General features: G+C 65.2%; 20 protein-coding genes. 11 read left to right on the plus strand and 9 right to left on the minus strand.

The window, feature by feature from the left end:
• Nucleotides 1–10: 10 nt before the first annotated feature.
• The 5 genes from BLQ01_RS21145 (at nt 11) to disA (ending at nt 8,458) form a co-directional block, all read left to right on the plus strand.
• Nucleotides 11–889, plus strand: coding sequence for an urea amidolyase associated protein UAAP1 (locus tag BLQ01_RS21145; protein WP_175493512.1), 879 nt, complete (start codon nt 11–13; stop codon nt 887–889).
• On the plus strand, nt 886–1,539 hold the full coding sequence (locus tag BLQ01_RS21150) for an urea amidolyase associated protein UAAP2 (RefSeq protein ID WP_026541666.1): 654 nt from the start codon (nt 886–888) through the stop codon (nt 1,537–1,539). The genes BLQ01_RS21145 and BLQ01_RS21150 overlap by 4 nt, the downstream gene beginning before the upstream one ends.
• Nucleotides 1,536–5,189 carry an urea carboxylase gene (gene uca / locus BLQ01_RS21155; RefSeq protein ID WP_091554212.1) on the plus strand — a complete coding sequence of 1,218 codons (3,654 nt, stop codon included), beginning with the start codon at nt 1,536–1,538 and terminating at the stop codon, nt 5,187–5,189. The genes BLQ01_RS21150 and uca overlap by 4 nt, the downstream gene beginning before the upstream one ends.
• Entirely contained in the window at nt 5,186–7,147 is a 1,962-nt protein-coding gene (atzF, locus tag BLQ01_RS21160; protein ID WP_091554214.1) for an allophanate hydrolase, read from the plus strand. The genes uca and atzF overlap by 4 nt, the downstream gene beginning before the upstream one ends.
• A 234-nt stretch (nt 7,148–7,381) precedes the next feature.
• Complete coding sequence (disA, locus tag BLQ01_RS21165) at nt 7,382–8,458, plus strand: DNA integrity scanning diadenylate cyclase DisA (RefSeq protein WP_024819020.1); 1,077 nt, start codon at nt 7,382–7,384, stop codon at nt 8,456–8,458.
• 36 nt (nt 8,459–8,494) lie between these two features.
• On the opposite strand, the gene BLQ01_RS21170 is transcribed toward disA, so the two are convergent.
• Nucleotides 8,495–9,178, minus strand: a complete 684-nt coding sequence (locus BLQ01_RS21170) for a hypothetical protein (RefSeq protein WP_091554217.1) — start codon at nt 9,176–9,178, stop codon at nt 8,495–8,497.
• 115 nt (nt 9,179–9,293) lie between these two features.
• Between BLQ01_RS21170 and BLQ01_RS21175 the strand changes: the two genes are divergently transcribed.
• The 5 genes from BLQ01_RS21175 to BLQ01_RS21195 all read left to right on the plus strand — a co-directional run bounded on the left by BLQ01_RS21175 (nt 9,294) and on the right by BLQ01_RS21195 (nt 12,514).
• A complete protein-coding gene (locus BLQ01_RS21175) occupies nt 9,294–10,244 on the plus strand; it encodes an HhH-GPD family protein (RefSeq protein WP_091554219.1) in 951 nt (316 codons plus the stop codon).
• Nucleotides 10,245–10,359: 115 nt separating this feature from the next.
• Entirely contained in the window at nt 10,360–10,842 is a 483-nt protein-coding gene (locus BLQ01_RS21180; protein ID WP_026547976.1) for a hypothetical protein, read from the plus strand.
• A gap of 28 nt (nt 10,843–10,870) precedes the next feature.
• The gene (locus BLQ01_RS21185) at nt 10,871–11,353 is read left to right on the plus strand and encodes a MepB family protein (protein WP_091554221.1); all 483 of its coding nucleotides are present in this window, start codon (nt 10,871–10,873) and stop codon (nt 11,351–11,353) included.
• A 34-nt stretch (nt 11,354–11,387) separates the two neighbouring features.
• Nucleotides 11,388–12,188, plus strand: coding sequence for an SDR family NAD(P)-dependent oxidoreductase (locus BLQ01_RS21190; protein WP_091554224.1), 801 nt, complete (start codon nt 11,388–11,390; stop codon nt 12,186–12,188).
• A gap of 23 nt (nt 12,189–12,211) precedes the next feature.
• Complete coding sequence (locus BLQ01_RS21195) at nt 12,212–12,514, plus strand: hypothetical protein (RefSeq protein ID WP_091554227.1); 303 nt, start codon at nt 12,212–12,214, stop codon at nt 12,512–12,514.
• Nucleotides 12,515–12,542: 28 nt separating this feature from the next.
• Here the strand turns inward: BLQ01_RS21195 and BLQ01_RS21200 are convergent, their stop codons facing one another.
• Nucleotides 12,543–13,352: a helix-turn-helix domain-containing protein gene (locus tag BLQ01_RS21200; RefSeq protein ID WP_091554230.1), complete on the minus strand. Its 810-nt coding sequence runs from the start codon at nt 13,350–13,352 to the stop codon at nt 12,543–12,545.
• A gap of 77 nt (nt 13,353–13,429) precedes the next feature.
• Between BLQ01_RS21200 and BLQ01_RS21205 the strand changes: the two genes are divergently transcribed.
• Complete coding sequence (locus BLQ01_RS21205) at nt 13,430–13,942, plus strand: VOC family protein (RefSeq protein ID WP_091554233.1); 513 nt, start codon at nt 13,430–13,432, stop codon at nt 13,940–13,942.
• Between the two features lie 41 nt (nt 13,943–13,983).
• On the opposite strand, the gene BLQ01_RS21210 is transcribed toward BLQ01_RS21205, so the two are convergent.
• The 7 genes from BLQ01_RS21210 to BLQ01_RS21240 all read right to left on the minus strand — a co-directional run bounded on the left by BLQ01_RS21210 (nt 13,984) and on the right by BLQ01_RS21240 (nt 18,077).
• On the minus strand, nt 13,984–14,343 hold the full coding sequence (locus tag BLQ01_RS21210; RefSeq protein ID WP_026541644.1) for a VOC family protein: 360 nt from the start codon (nt 14,341–14,343) through the stop codon (nt 13,984–13,986).
• A 3-nt stretch (nt 14,344–14,346) separates the two neighbouring features.
• Nucleotides 14,347–14,607 (minus strand): DUF4235 domain-containing protein, encoded by a 261-nt coding sequence (locus tag BLQ01_RS21215; RefSeq protein ID WP_026541643.1) that lies wholly within the window; start codon nt 14,605–14,607, stop codon nt 14,347–14,349.
• Nucleotides 14,608–14,711: 104 nt separating this feature from the next.
• Nucleotides 14,712–14,888 (minus strand): CsbD family protein, encoded by a 177-nt coding sequence (locus BLQ01_RS21220; protein ID WP_035760998.1) that lies wholly within the window; start codon nt 14,886–14,888, stop codon nt 14,712–14,714.
• 89 nt (nt 14,889–14,977) lie between these two features.
• On the minus strand, nt 14,978–15,670 hold the full coding sequence (gene dhaM, locus BLQ01_RS21225) for a dihydroxyacetone kinase phosphoryl donor subunit DhaM (protein WP_091554235.1): 693 nt from the start codon (nt 15,668–15,670) through the stop codon (nt 14,978–14,980).
• A complete protein-coding gene (gene dhaL / locus BLQ01_RS21230) occupies nt 15,667–16,365 on the minus strand; it encodes a dihydroxyacetone kinase subunit DhaL (RefSeq protein WP_091554238.1) in 699 nt (232 codons plus the stop codon). The genes dhaM and dhaL overlap by 4 nt, the downstream gene beginning before the upstream one ends.
• 3 nt (nt 16,366–16,368) lie before the next feature.
• Nucleotides 16,369–17,370, minus strand: coding sequence for a dihydroxyacetone kinase subunit DhaK (gene dhaK / locus BLQ01_RS21235; protein ID WP_026541640.1), 1,002 nt, complete (start codon nt 17,368–17,370; stop codon nt 16,369–16,371).
• 74 nt (nt 17,371–17,444) lie between these two features.
• Nucleotides 17,445–18,077 (minus strand): isochorismatase family protein, encoded by a 633-nt coding sequence (locus BLQ01_RS21240; RefSeq protein WP_091554241.1) that lies wholly within the window; start codon nt 18,075–18,077, stop codon nt 17,445–17,447.
• Nucleotides 18,078–18,079: the final 2 nt, after the last annotated feature.

The following is an 18,079-nucleotide window of genomic DNA, read 5'->3' on the forward strand; positions in this document are numbered from 1 at the left end:
AATGATTGCCATGACACAGACTCTCGAAAGCGCTCCCGGCACCGCCACAACAGCCGGAGCCAAACTGCACGCCCGGGCCCAGCATGGGCGCACGGCCGAAACCATGATCCACATCCCGCCCACAGCGGCCCCTGCGCGTCTCACGGAAGGCCTCCCCATGGAGGCAGCGGGCGCGCTGACCTGGACCGAAACGCTGGCCTTCGGCCGCTATACGCACCTGGAACTTGCCCGCGGGACCCGCATCAGGATCACAGACCTCGACGGCGATGCTTGCGTTCACGCTGTCATCATCCGCAGCGGGGCCCAGCACGAGAGGATCAATGTTGCGGACACCGTCAAGGTTCCCTGGCAGGCCTACATCACCGCAGGGCACCCGCTCCTCTCCGACGCCGGCCGGCTCATGGCGACCGTAGTGGCCGACTCTTCAGGCAAGCACGATGCCCTGACCGGCACCACGCACCTTGCCGGCAACACCGCCAAGTACGGTGCCGGATCAGCGCACAGTGCATCACCGGCAGGCCGCGAACTCCTCACCCTTGGCGGCATGAAGCACGGGGTCAGCCAAAGGCAACTGCCGCCGTCGATTTCGTTCTTCAAGGGCATCACTGTAGACCCTGATGGCAGCATCTGGTTCGTTGGCAGCGCCGGTGACGGTGCCGCCGTCGAACTTCTCCTCCACATGGATGCGGTGCTGGTCCTGGCCAATACCGCCCACCCGCTGGACCCGCGTGAGGAGTTCACCGGCAGCCCTGTGGACATCGTTGCCTGGCAGGCTCCACAGGACCTCGAGGCACTCAGGGACGGAACCCTCGGGATTGACCTTGGCCCCGAAGGGCGACTTGCCCTCCACAACACAGAATCCGACTACAACGCGAGGACTTCCGCATGAACGCCGTGGCAACAGCCCCTGCTTTGATCCCTGGGACAGTAATTCTGGACGAACTGGTGGAAGCCCGCGGCCCATGGTCCGCCGTGGTGGCGGCCGGCGATGTCCTCACCATCGTGGACCTCGACGGCAACCAGGCCGTTGACTGCATCCTCTACGCCGCCAAGGACACCAGTACGCGGTACTCCGCTGCTGTGACCATCGCAACCCAGGGTTCGATCTTCCTGACCACCGGCTCCGTACTCCGTGCAGACAGCGGCCAGGAACTCATGACGGTGGTGGCCGATGAAGTCGGTATCCACGACACCATCGGCGGTGCCTGCTCGCAGGAATCCAACACCCTCCGCTACGGCCAGCACACCCATGAACAGCACGCCTGCGTTGAGAACTTCCTGATTGAAGGCGCCAAGTGGGACCTCGGCAAGAAGGACCTGGTGTCCAACATCAACTGGTTCATGAACGTGCCGGTGGATCCCGACGGCGCCCTTGGGATCGTGGACGGGCTGTCCGCGCCCGGAAAGCGCGTGGCCCTCCGCGCCGAGGTGGACACGCTGGTGCTGGTGTCCAACTGCCCCCAGATCAACAACCCCTGCAACGGCTTCAACCCCACGCCGGTTCGCATGATCGTCACACGTCCGGAGGCCCGCGCATGAACCGTTTCGACACCCTTCTGGTTGCCAACCGTGGCGAGATTGCCTGCCGGATCATCGAATCCGCCCGGAAAGCGGGGCTGCGCACGGTGGCCGTCTTCTCCGAAGCTGACCGAGGCGCAAAGCATGTGAAGCTCGCCGACGAGGCAGTCCTCCTGGGACCTGCTCCGGCCAAGGAGTCCTACCTCAAGGTAGAAGCCATCCTCAAAGCGGCAGCAGCCACCGGGGCCGGCGCCGTCCACCCCGGCTACGGATTCCTGTCCGAAGACGCTGCGTTCGCGGAAGCAGTGGAAGCGGCAGGGCTGGTGTTCGTGGGACCCACTCCGGCGCAGCTGAGGATCTTCGGGACCAAGCACACCGCCCGCGACGCTGCGCAAGGGGCCGGCGTTCCCATGATCGCCGGGTCCGGCCTGCTGGCAGACCTGGACGAAGCCGTTGTTGCAGCGGAAACCATCGGCTACCCGCTCATGCTCAAGGCCACGGGCGGCGGAGGCGGCATTGGCATGGCCGTGTGCCGTGATGACGCCGAACTTCGCGACAACTACTCACGGGTGGCCCGCCTGGCCAGTTCCAGCTTCGGAACGGCAGGCGTTTTTGCCGAACGCTATATTGAGCACGCGCGCCACGTCGAAGTCCAGGTATTCGGCGACGGCGAGGGCAGGGTAGTAAGCCTCGGTGACCGTGACTGCTCACTGCAGCGCCGCCACCAGAAAGTAGTGGAAGAAGCGCCGGCGCCGGACTTACCGGAAGCCCTGCGGGAGGAACTGCACCGGAGTTCCCGGGCCTTGTGCGCCTCCGTGGGCTACCGTTCTGCAGGCACAGTGGAGTTTGTCTATGACCCCGTCCGCCAGGAAGCCTCCTTCCTGGAAGTCAACGCACGATTGCAGGTCGAGCACCCCGTCACCGAAGCCATCACCGGCGTGGACCTGGTGCAGTGGATGCTGGACCTCGCACAGCAAAAGCCAGTGCTTGATGGCGTGCCGGACAGTGTGCCCGTTTCAGGACACGCCGTGGAAGCCCGCATCTATGCAGAAGACCCCGCCCGGAACTTCCAGCCCAGCGCCGGAACCGTCACCAACGCGCAATACCCAAGCTCCGACGTCGTACGCATTGACGCCTGGGTGGAGACCGGCAGCGAAGTCTCCACCAGCTACGATCCCCTGCTGGGCAAGATCATTACTTCCGGGGCAACCCGTGACGCCGCCTTCGACGCCCTGGCTGATGCGCTGGCAGGAACACGTATTGATGGCATCGAAACCAATCTGGGCATGCTGCGGGCCGTGGCCGGGATGGGCGTGGTCCGGGACGCGAAGCATTCAACCGGGACCCTGAACACCGTGGGTGATCCCGAACCGCGGATCACTGTTGAACGGCCCGGGCTCCAGACCAGCGTGCAGGACTGGCCCGGCAGGACCGGGCTGTGGCAGATCGGTGTGCCGCCCAGTGGACCCATGGATGATTTGTCGTTCCGGCTGGGCAACACCGCGCTGGGCAATCCCGAGGGTGTCCCCGGCCTGGAATTCACCATGGTGGGTCCAGCGCTCCGCTTTACGCACGCCACCACGGTGTGCGTCACCGGCGCGGACGTCACCGTGACCGTCAACGGCAAACCGGCCAGCACCTGGGAACCCATCACCGTGCCGGACGACGGCCTCCTGGACGTCGGCTCGGCTGACGGATCGGGGCTCAGGGGTTACATCCTCTTCGAAGGCGGGTTGGACGTTCCCCAGTACCTCGGCAGCGCCTCAACCTTCACGCTGGGCCAGTTTGGCGGCCACGGCGGCAGGGTGCTCCGCGCCAGTGACGTCCTCCGCGCAGTGGCCGGACACCTTCCTGAGACCGTCCCCGGTCCTGTTCCCGCGGAAAGCCGCCCCGTGCTCACCACCGAATGGCAGCTGAAAGTGGTGGAAGGACCCCACGGTGCTCCTGAATTCTTCCAGCGCGAGGACATCGAGGAGCTCTACGCCGCCGAATACGAGGTCCACTTCAACTCCGCCCGCACAGGGGTCCGCCTGATCGGGCCCAAACCGCGCTGGGCCCGCAACGATGGCGGCGAAGCCGGTCTGCACCCCTCCAACATCCACGACACCGCCTATTCCGTTGGTGCCCTGGACTTCACCGGCGACACCCCCATCCTGCTGGGACCGGATGGCCCCAGCCTGGGCGGGTTCGTCTGCCCCGTGACCGTTGTGACCGGCGAGCGCTGGAAGCTGGGGCAGCTGCGTCCCGGGGACAAGGTGAGGTTGGTGCCCATCCGCTCGGTGGAGGCGCCGTCGGTCAAGGAATTGGGCGTTGCGAGGCAGCTGGTTCTGCCAGGCAGCGCCGGGTTGCTCCGCGGTGACGGCGACGACGGCGTGCTGGGCCGGGTGCCCGAAGGCGACGGCCGGCCTGCGGTCACCTATCGCCGATCCGGTGATGACAACCTGTTGGTGGAGTATGGCGACATGGTGCTGGACCTTGGCCTGCGTGCCCGCGTCCATGCGTTGCACCAGGAACTCGAGCGCCTCCGCGTGCCGGGCATTGTGGATCTGACCCCGGGCATCCGTTCCCTCCAGATCAAGGCCGACCCGTCAGTCCTTCCCACGTCCAAACTCCTGGGCCTGGTGCGTGAGGTGGACGCATCCCTCCCGGCAAGCTCGGAGCTGGTGGTGCCCAGCCGCAGCGTCCGCCTCCCCTTGTCATGGGATGACCCCGCCACCCGCGAAGCAATCGAGCGGTACATGGCCGGTGTCCGCGATGATGCCCCGTGGTGCCCGTGGAACATCGAGTTCATACGCAGGATCAACGGCCTGGACTCCGTGAACGACGTTTTCGATACCGTCTTCAACGCCGAATACCTCGTGCTGGGACTGGGCGATGTGTATCTTGGTGCCCCGGTGGCAACACCCTTGGATCCCCGGCACAGGCTTGTCACTACCAAGTACAACCCCGCCCGCACCTGGACTCCTGAGAATGCCGTGGGCATCGGCGGGGCCTACATGTGCATCTACGGCATGGAGGGCCCCGGCGGCTACCAGTTCGTGGGCCGGACAACGCAGGTTTGGTCCCGCTACGCGGATGCCTCACCGTTTGAGCCGGGCTCCCCGTGGTTGCTCCGGTTCTTCGACCGCATTTCCTGGTACCCCGTCAGCCCCGAGGAACTGCTGGACCTTCGGGCGGACATGGCCGCCGGCCGGGGCCGTGGCGTGGAGATTGAGGACGGCACCTTCTCCCTTGCCGAGCATGAGGAATTCCTGGACCGCAACAGCGTGTCCATTGCGGAGTTCCGTGAGACCCAGTCGGCCGCTTTCGCTGTGGAGCGCCAAGCGTGGGAGGAAGCCGGTGAGTTTGACCGTGCCGAACAGGCTGTTTCCCTCGCTCCGCCGGCGGACGACGTCGTTGTGCCCGACGGCGGCACCCTGGTGACCTCTCCGTTCGCCGCGAGCGTGTGGAAAGTGGATGTGGAACCCGGCGACCTGGTGGTGGCGGGCCAGCCCTTGGTTTCCCTTGAGGCGATGAAGATGGAGACGGTCATCCAGGCTCCCGTGGACGGCGTCGTGCAACGCGTCCTGCCCTCGGCCGGCGCGCAGGTGGTCGCCGGCGAAGCCTTGGTGGTCCTGGAGCCTGCAGAGGTCCGGGAACCAGCCCTCGTCCTGGAAGGGAGCTCCTCATGACCGGGCGTCACGGAAGCACAGTGCAACGCGTCCTGGCCGCGCTCGGGGCGATTGACGCCGTCGACCGTCCTGAAATCTGGATCCACCTGCGCGGGCGGGATGAGCTGCTCGCGGAAGCATCACGGCTGGATGCCGCGACGGCCGCCGGGGAGGACCTGCCGTTGGCGGGCCTGTTGCTTGCCGTGAAGAACAACGTGGATGTTGCCGGGATGACCACGACGGCGGCGTGCCCCGGCTTTGGCGGGACAGCAACCCGGGATGCGGTGCCGGTGGCCAGGCTTCGCGCAGCTGGTGCGCTGGTGCTTGGGGCTACCAACCTCGACCAGTTCGCCACGGGACTCGTGGGAACCCGGAGCCCGTACGGAGCCGTCCGCGATTCACGGCGACCCGACCGGATTTCGGGGGGCTCCAGTTCAGGCTCCGCGGTGGCGGTGGCCTTGGGTCTGGTGGACATTGCCATCGGCACGGACACCGCCGGTTCGGGCCGGATTCCCGCCGCTTTGCAGGGAATCGTGGGCATCAAGCCGACACTGGGCGTGGTCTCTACCGAGGGCGTGGTCCCGGCCTGCCGTTCCTGGGATACCGCCACGATCTTTGCCCGGGACCTCGCCACTGCCGAACTGGCCATGGGCGTCATGGCAGGGGACGGCCGTGCCTGGCCCACGGACGTCAGGGTCGCCGCGCCGTCCACTCCGCGGGTGGCGTATCCCGCTGCGCTGCCGGCCCTTTCGGAGGCGTGGGCGGCGGAATTCCAGGCGCAGATTGAGCGGCTCCGTGCAACGGGGGTGGTGGCCGAAGCAATCGAGCTGGACGTCTTCCTGCAGGCGGCCCGGCTGCTGTACGACGGCGGATTGGTGGCCGAACGCTATGCCGCCGTCGGCAGCTTCATTGACTCGGTGACGATGGGCGGGGTTGCCGCGACGCTGGACCCCACAGTCGCCGGCATCATCAGCGCCGCGGGCAAGGTACCGGCGCACCAATACGTTGCGGACACTGCGGCCTTGGAGCGACTCAAGTACCAGGCCATGGAGCGTCTGGAAGGCTTCGACGCCTTGGTTGTTCCCACAGCGCCTTTCCACCCAACGCTTGCCGAGGTGGCGGCCGATCCTGTGGGGGTCAACTCCCGGATGGGCACCTATACCAACTTCTGCAACCTCTTCGACCTCAGCGCTGTTGCCGTACCGGCAGGCACCATCACCGAGAGCGGCGGGGTTGAAACAGGAGGCGTTGATGCAAGCGGCATTGAAACACGCAGTAAGTCGCAGTTCGGCCTGACCGTGGTTGCCCGGACGTTCGAGGACGGCGTGGCCGCGGACATTGCCCGGCGGATCGAGCTCACCCCGGAGCTGCCCGAGCTGTTCGCTGCGGGAGCCGCGGGAGCTGCGCGATATGCAGGAGCTGCGGGCTCCCCGGCAAGCGCAGCGACAGGGTCCGCCGCCCGGCCCGCACCCGCTCAGTCCCCCGCTCCCCAGGTTCCCTGGCCGGTTGCTGCGGGAGCCGCCGTCGTACCTCTTGTAGTGGTGGGGGCGCATCGCAAAGGGCAGCCACTGACGTCCCAACTCGAAGACCGGGGAGCGTTCTGGGACGGGCATGTGACCACCGCGGCCCGGTACCGGATGGTGGCCTTGGAGACAACGCCACCCAAGCCGGGGGTGGTGCGATCAGCGCGCGGGGCCGGGCTCGTGGCCGAGAGGTGGCTGCTCTCCGAGGCAGCGCTGGGATCCTTCCTGGCTGAACTGCCCGAACCCATGCTGCTGGGATCCATCACGCTGGATGATGGCAGCAAAGCCGTGGGTTTTGCCTGTGACGCCGTGGCCGCGGCTGAAGGACGGGATATTACGGAGTACCGCGATTGGATTAAATATCTGGAACAGAACACAGCCGGATCGGGAAGCCATGGCTTGTGGCGCGAGGCCGGCGGGGCTCTTCTGACCGGTCTCGGGCGCGGCCGGAATTAGACGGCAGGCGGCCGATTGGCGGAAATAGGGTATCCGCCAATTGGCCGCCCCACCGTTTTCCGGGCACCGCCGAACATCACGAAATGACCCACTTTGGGGCTTGCTGGTGCGGTTAACGGTCCGCGGAAGCCCTATCATTGTGCTTGTCGTCATTCGGGCATTTTTTGCGAGCTCCGCTGACGCCGGATTCAGCATGTCTGTGAGCCGAGGCTTGCACCTTCGAAGGGAAACCCTATGGCCCGGAGCCCGGAAGAGTCGCTCAAGGCGACCTTGGCCAGAGTCGCACCCGGAACTCCGCTGCGTGATGGCCTGGAACGCATCCTCCGCGGACGGACCGGTGCCTTGATCGTCCTGGGCTATGACCGCACCATCGATTCCATCTGTTCCGGCGGGTTCGATATCGGCATCGATTTCTCCCCCACCCGCCTGCGCGAGCTGGCCAAGATGGATGGCGCCATCATCTGTGACAAGGACGCCAGCAACATCGTCCGCGCTGCTGTCCAACTGGTCCCGGATTCAAGCATCGAAACCCAGGAATCAGGCACCCGGCACCGCACGGCTGAACGCGTGGCCATCCAGACCGGCGTTCCCGTGATCTCCGTCAGCCAGTCCATGCAGATCATCGCGCTCTACGTGAACGGTTTGCGCCACGTGCTGGAGGGCTCAGAGAAGGTCCTGGCCCGCGCCAACCAGGCCTTGGCAACGCTTGAGCGCTATAGCGCCAGGCTGGACCAGGTCACGAGTTCCCTTTCTGCGCTGGAGATCGAGGCCTTGGTCACTGTAAGGGACGTTGCCGTCACCTTGCAGCGGCAGGAAATGGTCCGCCGCATCTCCGAGGAAATCGCACAGTACGTCCTGGAACTCGGTGAGGACGGCCGCCTGCTGTCACTCCAGGTGGAAGAACTGACCATGGGCCGCGGTCCTGGCAGCGACGTCATCATCCGCGACTACTCCGATCCGGACGCCACGCCCGAAGAAATTGAGGAAGCCGTCCAGGCTCTCCTCAATCTGGGCCCCACCGAACTGATCGACCTTAGCCGCATCGCCCACATCATCGGTTTCGCCGGCGGAGTGGAGCAGTTGGACGCAGTTGTCCAGCCGCGCGGCTACCGTCTGCTTTCGGGCTTGAAGTCCGTGCCCAAGGCTGTGGCTGATCGCTTGGTTGACTACTTCGGCGGGCTCCAGAACCTGATGGCCGCCACCATCGATGACCTCATGACAGTGGACGGCATTGGCGACCAGCGTGCCCGCACAGTGCGCGAAGGCCTGAGCCGCATGGCCGAGGCCAGCTTGCTGGACCGCTTCCTCTAAGCCGGCTGCCGTGGTCGGACGCTGGCCAGCCGGAACCTAGTTCAGCTGGAAGACTGCCTTGGGGCTGGCCTTGTTTCCCAGCCGGGCCTCAAACGTGTAGTAGGCGCCACCGCCACCTGGCTTGGCGTTGATCGCCCCGCAGCCTTCCAGTGTGCGGTTGCGCTGCCAAGGGAAGTTCGCGGTTTCGCTCTTGCCGGGCTGGATGGTCTTGATGAGGTCCTCGCTACCGGCCTGGCAGTCCTTGGACGAAAAAATACGGTCCGCGCCGCTCATCACCAGGTACTCCATTTGGGATGTCCCCACATTGACCTCGCACGGGGCCGTGCCACCATTGGTGATGGTCATGGTGAGCAGCGGTTTTTCCTCAGGGCCGTAGGCGGGTTTATCGGTCTTGGCGGCGACCGTCATGAGGTTGAAGTCGCACACGGGCGTGGGCGAAGCAGACGGCGATGCGGTCCCGGACGGCACACTTCCCTGCGACGGCACCTGGGACGGCTCCGTTGTGCTGACAGCCTGCGGCCCGGGCTGCCCACCCATGGCACCGCCAATGGACACGACGGCGACCACGATCAAGGCGAGTACCAGCAGCAGCCCACCGAAAACCACTTGGCGACGGCGACGATACACCGCAGGGCTCGGGCGGCGCTTTTTCGCGGGGGCAGTACTCTTCCCCGGCGCTGAGGAGCGCGCGGTGGACTGCTGCTTACCCTTGGTGGCCATGGTCCTAGGCTAGGCTCGTGGCCCGCAGCGCACCTAACCTACACGCCGCAGGCCCCTAATCCGGGGCTGTGTGACGTCGGCCATGGTCCGCGGTTCCATTACAGTTGAGGGCAGTATGACACTTCCCGATGCCCACCAACTCACCGCGCTCCACAGCGCCCTGGATCAGTGGTTCGCCGATACCGCCCGGGACCTGCCGTGGCGTGAGCCGGACTGCAGCGCATGGGGAATCCTGGTCAGCGAAGTCATGCTCCAGCAGACTCCCGTAGTGCGGGTGCTTCCGGTATGGCTGGACTGGATGGAGCGCTGGCCCACGCCGGGCCACCTCGCCGCGGAGCCTTCGGGTGAAGCCGTACGTCATTGGGGTCGCCTTGGATATCCCCGCCGCGCCTTGCGGCTCCACGCTGCAGCAGTAGCCATCCGCGAAGAACATGGCGGCAACGTCCCTGACAACCATGCAGGACTTTTGGGTTTGCCGGGCGTCGGCAGTTACACAGCTGCCGCCGTCGCCGCCTTCGCTTTTGGGCAGCGGGAAACTGTAGTGGACACCAACATCAGGCGGGTCCATGCACGGCTCATCCTGGGGAACGCACTCCCGGCTCCCGCGTTGACCGCGGCGGAAATGCGCCTGGCCGAGTCCCTCCTCCCCGCCGGGCAGGAACTGTCAGTCCGCTGGAACGCGTCCGTGATGGAGTTGGGAGCCATGGTGTGCACGGCCCGCAGCCCCAAGTGCGCCGACTGTCCCGTCCGCTCAAGCTGCGCCTGGCTTGCCGCGGGTGAGCCACCGCCGTCGTACACTCCCAAGGGCCAGTCCTGGCACGGCACCGACCGCCAGGTCCGCGGCGCCGTGATGGCCGTCCTCCGCGAAGCTGCCACCCCTGTCCCCCGGGAAATGTTCGAGCAAGCGCCGGCGGATCTGGGGTTCGGGCCCTCCGGTATCGGGATCCCGCTTGCCGCGCTGCACCGGCTCAACTCGGCGCCGGAGCAACTCGAGCGCGCCCTGGATGGGCTGTTGCTTGACGGCCTGGCAGAAATGCACGACGGCGGATTGCGGCTTCCGGCCTAGCGTTCAGCGGGGGGGCGGTATCGGTTCGGCAACGCCACCAAGCGGGCAGTAACAATGCAGGTGTTTCTTTCACATGCACCGGGCCAAGCCGATTAACCCTGGCCTACCCTGAAGCATGGGCAGAATCGCAGTGGCGTTGACCCTTGCAGGAACCGCAGCATTGCTTCCGGGCTGCTATCCCCAAGCAGTGGCCTGCCCGGCCATTGGGCACATAGCCGGAGTTTCCGTGACCGTGGCAGCGGGGTACACGGACCAAGTGGGGACGCTTCGGCTCAAGGCCTGCCAGGATGGCAGTTGCACCGAGAACGATGTGGTGCTGCATCCGGGAGCTACAGCCGTGGACCAGGGCTGCTCGCCTGAAGGCATGTGCTCGGCCACCTCCTCCCCTGATGGGACGCTGGTGGGTTTCCTGGAGCTTCCATCGCTCAGTGAGAACCCCCTTGAGGCGACTCTTTCCGGCATGTCTCCGGCCGGAATCGCACTGCCGGTCCGGACGCTGACCTTCACCCCGAAGGGTGACTATCCCTACGGCGAGCAATGCGGACGGGTGATTTCTGCGGGCCTGATACTGGATGGTGGGGGTTTGCGGCAGCAGTAGGGCTGAGGCACCGCCGTAGGATGGGTGCGTGCCTGACCACGATGTTCACCCAGACGTAGCCGAGGCATTGCGGGCCCTCACCCACCCATCCGGATCTCCCTCAGCGCCGGTACCCGAGGCCGACAACCATGAGTATGGAGCCGTCGTCGTTGATCTTGGGCAGGAACTGGTCCGGTTCCGCGTGGGTAAGCTGACTCCGGCCAAGGTGGGCTTGTTCGTTGCCGTCTGGCAACGTGCCCAGGACGGGTTCACTGAGCCCTTCCCCGCCGAAGACGGTGTGGATCTGCTGGTGATAACAGCTCGGGAAGGCGGCAGGGCCGGCTACTTCGCTTTCCCGAAGCCGGTACTGGCCAAGCATGGAATCGTGTCCGTGAACGGTGTCGGCGGAAAACGCGGCTTCCGGGTGTATCCGCCATGGTCCGCGGTAAGCAACCGGCAGGCAACCCGGACCCAACTTTGGCAGTGCAACTACTTCACTGAAGGTAATGCCACATCGGATAATACTAAGTAACCTGTCTGTTACTGGGAACCGAAAGGCAGCAACCATGTCCACAACTGAACGGCCACTGGCGCTGGTCACCGGCGCCTCAAGCGGCATTGGATTCGAGCTGGCGAGGCAGTTCCTCAGCAACGGATTCGACACCGTCATCGTTGCCGAAAACGACAAGATCCACACAGCGGCGGAGGAACTGAAGGGCCTCGACGGAGATGCCTACGCAGAGCAAATCGACCTCACCGACACGCAAGGCATGGCCCGGCTACACGCCGCCGTCGCGGCTTTGGGCCGGCCGCTGGAAGCAGTGGCCATCAACGCGGGCATCGGGGTGGGCGGCCCATTCGTGGAAACCGACCTCGAAGCCGAACTGAACACTATCGACCTCAACGTGATCTCCACCGTGGTCATCGCCAAGTGGGTCGCCTCGGACATGGTCCAACGGAACCATGGCAAAATCCTGTTTACGTCCTCGGTCATTTCCAGGGCACCAGCACCCTTCCAGGCCATCTACGGCGCATCCAAGGCGTTCGTGCAGTCTTTCGGGCAGGCACTCCGCAACGAATTGAAAGACACCGGGGTCACTGTCACCACGCTGCTGCCGGGGCCGACGGAGACCGACTTCTTTGAACGGGCCGACCTCCTGGACACCAAAGTGGGCAGTGATGACAAAGATGATCCCGCGTTGGTGGCCAAACAAGGATTCAAGGCCCTGATGGACGGCGACGGCAACGTGCTGGGTGGCTCCCTCAAATCCCGCACCATGGGCCTTGGCAGCAACGTCATGCCCGACGCCGCCGGAGCTGAATTCAACCGCAAGCTCAGCGAGCCCGGATCCGGAAAAGACAAGTAGGAACCAGAACAAAAGGAGCAGCCATGACCAACCCCCGTGAAGAAAACACCGCCGGCGAGGCCATCGAAGACGTCATCGTTCCACAGGACGACGCCCTGCCGAACCCCGACCGTTCCGGCCACGGCAAGATGCCCGAGGACGTCGACGACGACACGTACCAGAGGGCCGCGGAGCAGGAACGCGTGGCGGCGGGCCTTGCCGATTACGCTCCCAGCGACGTCCCCGACGCCACCGACCCACTTCCCCCGGAGTCCTCCGACGAGGCGGACCTGGCACAGCGCGGTTTGCTGAACACCCCGGACGACACCCCGGAAGAAGACCGCTGACCGGCCCCTATCCAAACGCCCCGGGACATCACGTCGCCTTGCCGAACGACTTCCGGTAGCCACTTGGCGTAAAGCCCAGGTACTTCCGGAAGTCGTTCGTCAGGTGCGCGTGGTCCGAATAACCAAGTTCGACGGCGATCGCGGCAAGGTCCGCTTCAGGGTCGGACCGGGTACGCTCGGCGGCATCCTGGAGCCGACGCCGCCGGATCAGGGCCGACGGACTCAGCCCGATGTACTTCCTTGCCAACCTCTGCAGCGTTCGTGGCGAGACGGACAACCGGGAAGCCGCATCCTCGATCAGGAGCACTCCGGGCTCCGAGGCAATGACGTCCATCATCCGGTTGGCGAGCAGGGCTTCCTCGGGGAGCTCTTCGCACCGGGAAGCCAGCCAGGCTGCAAAGGCTTCCACTGCCCGCGTGCGGTGGCCGCCGTCGTCGTGCGTGTTGGCGTTCAGAGACGAAGACATGGCGGCCGAGACGGCGCTGTGCAGATCTTCCAGCGACAGCGTGGCTTCCTGGTCACGGAGGGCTCCCGGATTATCCGTGAAAAGCGGAACGGCCGCCGGGCGGAGCAGGGCCCCCACAGCCCAGCCGGTCCCGGTGAGGTCCCGGAGCGAGGCGCGCGTGGTGGGCCCGGAGAGGATGACATCAGCGGGCTGTACCACCAGGTTGGAGGCAGGGTAGGCGATGACGTGCTGGCGGGAGCTGCGGCCGTGCTCGATGTCCCATTCCGGAATCCAGAACCACTGGACCAGCTCCTGCAGGGGTTCCGGGGCAGGGATGCGGTTGAAAGTGGGAAGCCGCGCGGGGTACAGGATGCCCTTGAAGGAACCGTCCATGAGACCCTCCCGGATCGGCTTTAAGCTGTCGCGAATCTCCAAGCACCAGGTGCTCTAAGGCACGTAGCGTCGTATCCATGACCGATACTACAAGCACCGAATCAACCACGGCCGCCAACGGGGACCACACCACCAATGGCATTCCGAACGGCCTGACCAGCCTGACGCCATTCCTCGCTGTAGCCAACGCCAAGGAAGCCATTGCGTTCTATCGCGACGTGTTCGGCGCACGGGTGGTGGGCGAGACCGAGATGGGCGGAGTGGTGGCCCACGCCGAACTCGACTTCGGCAACGGCCACCTCCAGCTCGGTGAGCCCAACCCCGAGTACCACCTCGTCCCCTCACCAAACGGAGAGGACGACTGCTACTCCATGGGCCTCTACTGCTCCGATGCGGACGGGCTGGTCCACAAAGCCGAGCAAGCCGGGGCCACCATCCGCGAGCCGTTGACTACGTTCGTTTCGGGTGACCGCTATGCCAGCATCCGCGATCCGTTCGGCGTCCGCTGGTCCATCATGACGCGCGTAGAAGACCTCTCCGAGGAAGAGAGCAACCGGCGGGTCGAGGAATGGGCGGCCCAGCAGGGCTAGGCCGCCAGCTCTCCCCGGCCGAAGTGTGCCTCACGCCGGAGTTAGCTCAGGCAGAGGCAGAACGGGTGCCCGGCGGGGTCCAGGAACACCCTGAAGGTGTCGCCGGGCTGGTGGTCGGCCTTGGTTGCTCCAAGCGAGAGTGCAACTTCCTCACCCTTGTCCAGGTCTTCCACCACCATGTCCAGGTGCATTTGCTGCGGGATCGTCTGTCCGGGCCACACGGGCGGCTGGTACACCTCCACCTGCTGGAAAGAGATGCAGTTGCTGCCGTCGCTGGGCCGGATATCGGACCAGTCGCCCTTGTCCTCGACTTCCCAGCCGAAAAGTTCGCCGTAGAAGGCGGCCAGCGCGGCCGCGTCGGGACAATCGATGACAACACTCGGGTATTTAGCTATAGCCATTTGTTAAACCTCGTCAGCAGTCTTCTTCATACGGGCCAGGGCGCTTTTGGTGCCCCGCTGGGTAAGAACGTGAACAACGGCGCCAACTCCTGCGGAGACAACCGCGAAAACCAGGACGCCCGGGAGCGAGTCCTGAAGATCGGTTCCGTCCTTGGGAGCGGGCTTGCCGGTCTTCTTCTCCCAGAGGCCCTCCAGCGTCTTGTTTGCGATCGCACCAGCGCCAAGGCTGACTGCCAGTCCGAAAATTTTCACCAGTATGTTCACGTAGATCCTCCATCAGGCATGGCGCCGAGGTACGGCGCACACACAACATTCGCCACACAAGACAAGGCAGGGCCGCTGCAAATGCAGCGGCCCTGGTTGGATGCCTAGTCTTTCTTGAAGGCGTCCTTCAGCTTCTCGCCGGCACCCTTGAGGTCGGCCTTCGTCTGGTCGCCCTTGCCTTCGGCTTCCAGGCGCTCATTGTCCGTCAGCTTTCCGGCAGCTTCTTTTGCCTTGCCGCCAAGCTTCTCGCCAGCGTTCTCCATCTTGTCGTCAGCACCCATGATTCGTACCTCTTCCTTGTAGTGAACCTGTACCTCTACAACATCACTAATCAGTGTACTTAGCAATATTTGGGAGAAAATCTTTCGGCCTACAGCTCCCCGAACCCTTCCTCCACAAGCCGGCCGACGTACTGGACCGCCTTCAACGCATCCTTGCCCCTCGCCTCGACATGCAGGCTGGAACCCTGTCCCGCGGCGAGCGCCATAAGCGCCATGATGGACATACCGTCGACGCCGTTGACGCTCACCTCCGCGTCCAGCCCGGACAGGCCGCCTGCGATCTTCGCCGCCGGCCGTGCATGCATGCCCAGGGGGTTGATGAGTTCGAAATCGCCGCTGGCGTCCGGTTCATCCTTGAGGTCGGGAAGCTCGGGGCCGCCCACTCCGGCGGGCACACTGCCAAAGGCCACTGCCTCCGCCGCCTTGCAGACATCCTCGACGCCGGCGCCTCCTTGGGCAGCGACGGCAGCCGCCACGAGTCCCTCAACCAGCGGAGCGTCGGCCAGCCGCACGGCGTCGGGATCGCTGGCAAACTCCATGGCCGATTCGGCTGTCATGACTGCCGAACCCAGATCGGCCAGCACCACCACGCCGTCACCACCGGAATCCACCAGTGACTGCTCGACGGCGGCCAGCACCTTCTCAAGGCTGGTTCCGATCCGATCGTCCTCGGTGCCCCCGGCGGCGACCAGTTCGACGTCGGGCGCCATTTGGCCGGCGAGTTCCACCGCACCCTCGGCAATTTTGCTGCTGTGCGAAACCACCACGATTCCAACGGTCATACGGAGTCGGTCCTGTTGTCGCCCGCATCGCCCGCGTCGCCCGTGTCGCCCGTGTCGCCCGTGGAGCCTGCGGCTGCAGCGGCGGCCGCACGGAGGAGCAGTGCCGTGGATGCTGCACCGGGGTCCCGATGCCCTGCGCTGCGCTCCCCGAGGTAACTGGCCCGGCCCTTGCGGGCTACCAACGGGTCGGTGGCCATGGCACCGGTTTCGGCAGCTTCGGCGGCCGCTTCCAACACGCCAATGGGGTCAGCGCCGCTTGCCGCGGCTTGTTGGGCTGCTTCAACAGCGGGTGTCCAGGCATCGATCATGGTCTTGTCGCCAAGCTCGGCTTTTCCCCGCGCAACTACGCCGTCACGGGCTGCTGCGAGCGCAGCCACCAGCGTTTCGGCGTCGATGTCCGCAGAGTCTCCCAGCGCCGTAGCTGCGCGCAAATAGGCAGTCCCGTACAGCGGGCCGGCGGCTCCGCCCACCTTGGACATGAGGGCCATCGCGGCAGCCTTGAGCGCGGCGCCGGGAGTTTCCGGCGGGGCCTCGTCAAGCTTCTGCAGCACGGCCTGGAAACCACGGTCCATGTTCTCGCCGTGGTCCGAGTCGCCGATGGCCCGGTCCAGTTCGATCAGTTCCACCCGGTGTTCGGCCATGGCCTTGGCGGAGAGCTTCACCCAGTCCAGTGCCCAGTCAACGGTCAACCCCATTACTCAGGCTCCCCACCGCAGGGCGGCAGTGTGGACGGGCGCGTCCCACAGCCGGATCATGTCCTCATCCAGGCGCAGCACCGACACGGAGCAGCCCTGCATCTCAAGGGACGTCACGTAGTTACCCACCAGCGAGCGCTCCACGGTGGCACCGCGTTCGGCCAGGACCTGGGCGGCCCGCCGGTAGACGATGTACAACTCGCTTTGCGGCGTCCCGCCCATGCCGTTGACGAACAACAGCACCTTGTCTCCAGAGGCCAGGGCAAGATCCTCCAGCACAGGCTCCAGCAAGCGGTCCGTGATGGCATCGGCGGATTCCATGGCGATCTTGTGCCGGCCCGGTTCGCCGTGGATACCTATGCCGATCTCGATCTCGTCGTCTGCCAGCTCGAAGCTTGGCGTGCCCGCGTGTGGCACAGTGCACCCGGACAGGGCCACGCCCATGGTCCTCACATTGGCCACTACCCGCTCCGCGACAGCCGCGACGGCGTCAAGGTCGTCGCCGCGCTGGGCGGACGCTCCTGCGATCTTCTCCACCAGCACCGTTCCGCCCACCCCGCGCCGGCCCGCCGTGTAAAGCGAATCTTCCACCGCGACGTCGTCGTTCACCAGTACGGAACGAACCCGCACACCCTCGGCCTGGGCCATCTCGGCGGCGGTTTCAAAGTTCAGGACGTCGCCGGTGTAGTTCTTCACGATATGGACGACGCCGGCACCTGAGTCCACTGCGACCGTCGCCGGAATGATCTGGTCGGGGGTGGGCGAGGTGAAGACGGCGCCGGGGACAGCGGCGTCGAGCATGCCCAGCCCAACAAAGCCCGCGTGAAGGGGCTCGTGGCCGCTGCCGCCGCCCGAGACCAAGGCCACCTTGCCCGCTACCGGAGCGCCCTTCCGGATGACGTATTTGGGATCGGGATGGACGTCCACAATGTCGGCATGGGCCATGCCGAACCCTTCTACGGACTCGTCCACCACTGCGCGTGGATCATTAATGAGCTTTTTCATGGGGTGCTCCTGGGCGTGCTGCGGCTGGTGCTCTGACCCTACTACCGGGGACCCGGCACAGGGTAGGGCCTGCACTACTGTGTTCGCAGCGATCCGGCCATTGCCGAACTTCCCAGGTCGCTCTTCTCCAGGGCATTCCCCGCGTTCAAGGCTTCGACCCACGCATCTGTGGTGCTGACGGCCGCCCAGTTCGAGTGCAGCAACGCCATCAGGGTTGTGTGGACTGTTTCCGCATCAGCAAACCCTGCCTCGTTGGCCAGGTTGATGGCACCGGTCGCATCCGAGAGGACCTCGGTGCTGAACCCGATGTATTCCGCTTCCACGGCAGAGGCCAGGATGCAGTTGTTCGTCATGTAACCCACCAAGGTGACGGTGTCGACGTCGTTCTCCCGCAGCCACGCTGTCAGGTCAGTGTCGGCGTAGACCGAGCCATACTGCTTGACGACATCCTTCCAGGAGTCCTTCCTGCGGTCCTCGACCACTGGGTGGAGCTCGTACTCCGCGGTTCCCGGGGCGAAGACCGGCGCGCCCTCTCCAGAGCTGTGCTGGACGGCGGCAACCGGGATACCTGCGGCCGTCGCGGCATCAATGGCTTTGCCGATCATCGCGATCGATTCCCGGTGCGGCGGGTACTGGATCTCGAGGGGACCACTGAAGTACTGCTGCTGGATGTCTACAAGGACAAGGGCGCGGCGGGGAGTGCTCATGG

Source organism: Arthrobacter sp. UNCCL28, assembly GCF_900102805.1.
Taxonomy (GTDB): Bacteria; Actinomycetota; Actinomycetes; order Actinomycetales; family Micrococcaceae; genus Arthrobacter; species Arthrobacter nicotinovorans_A.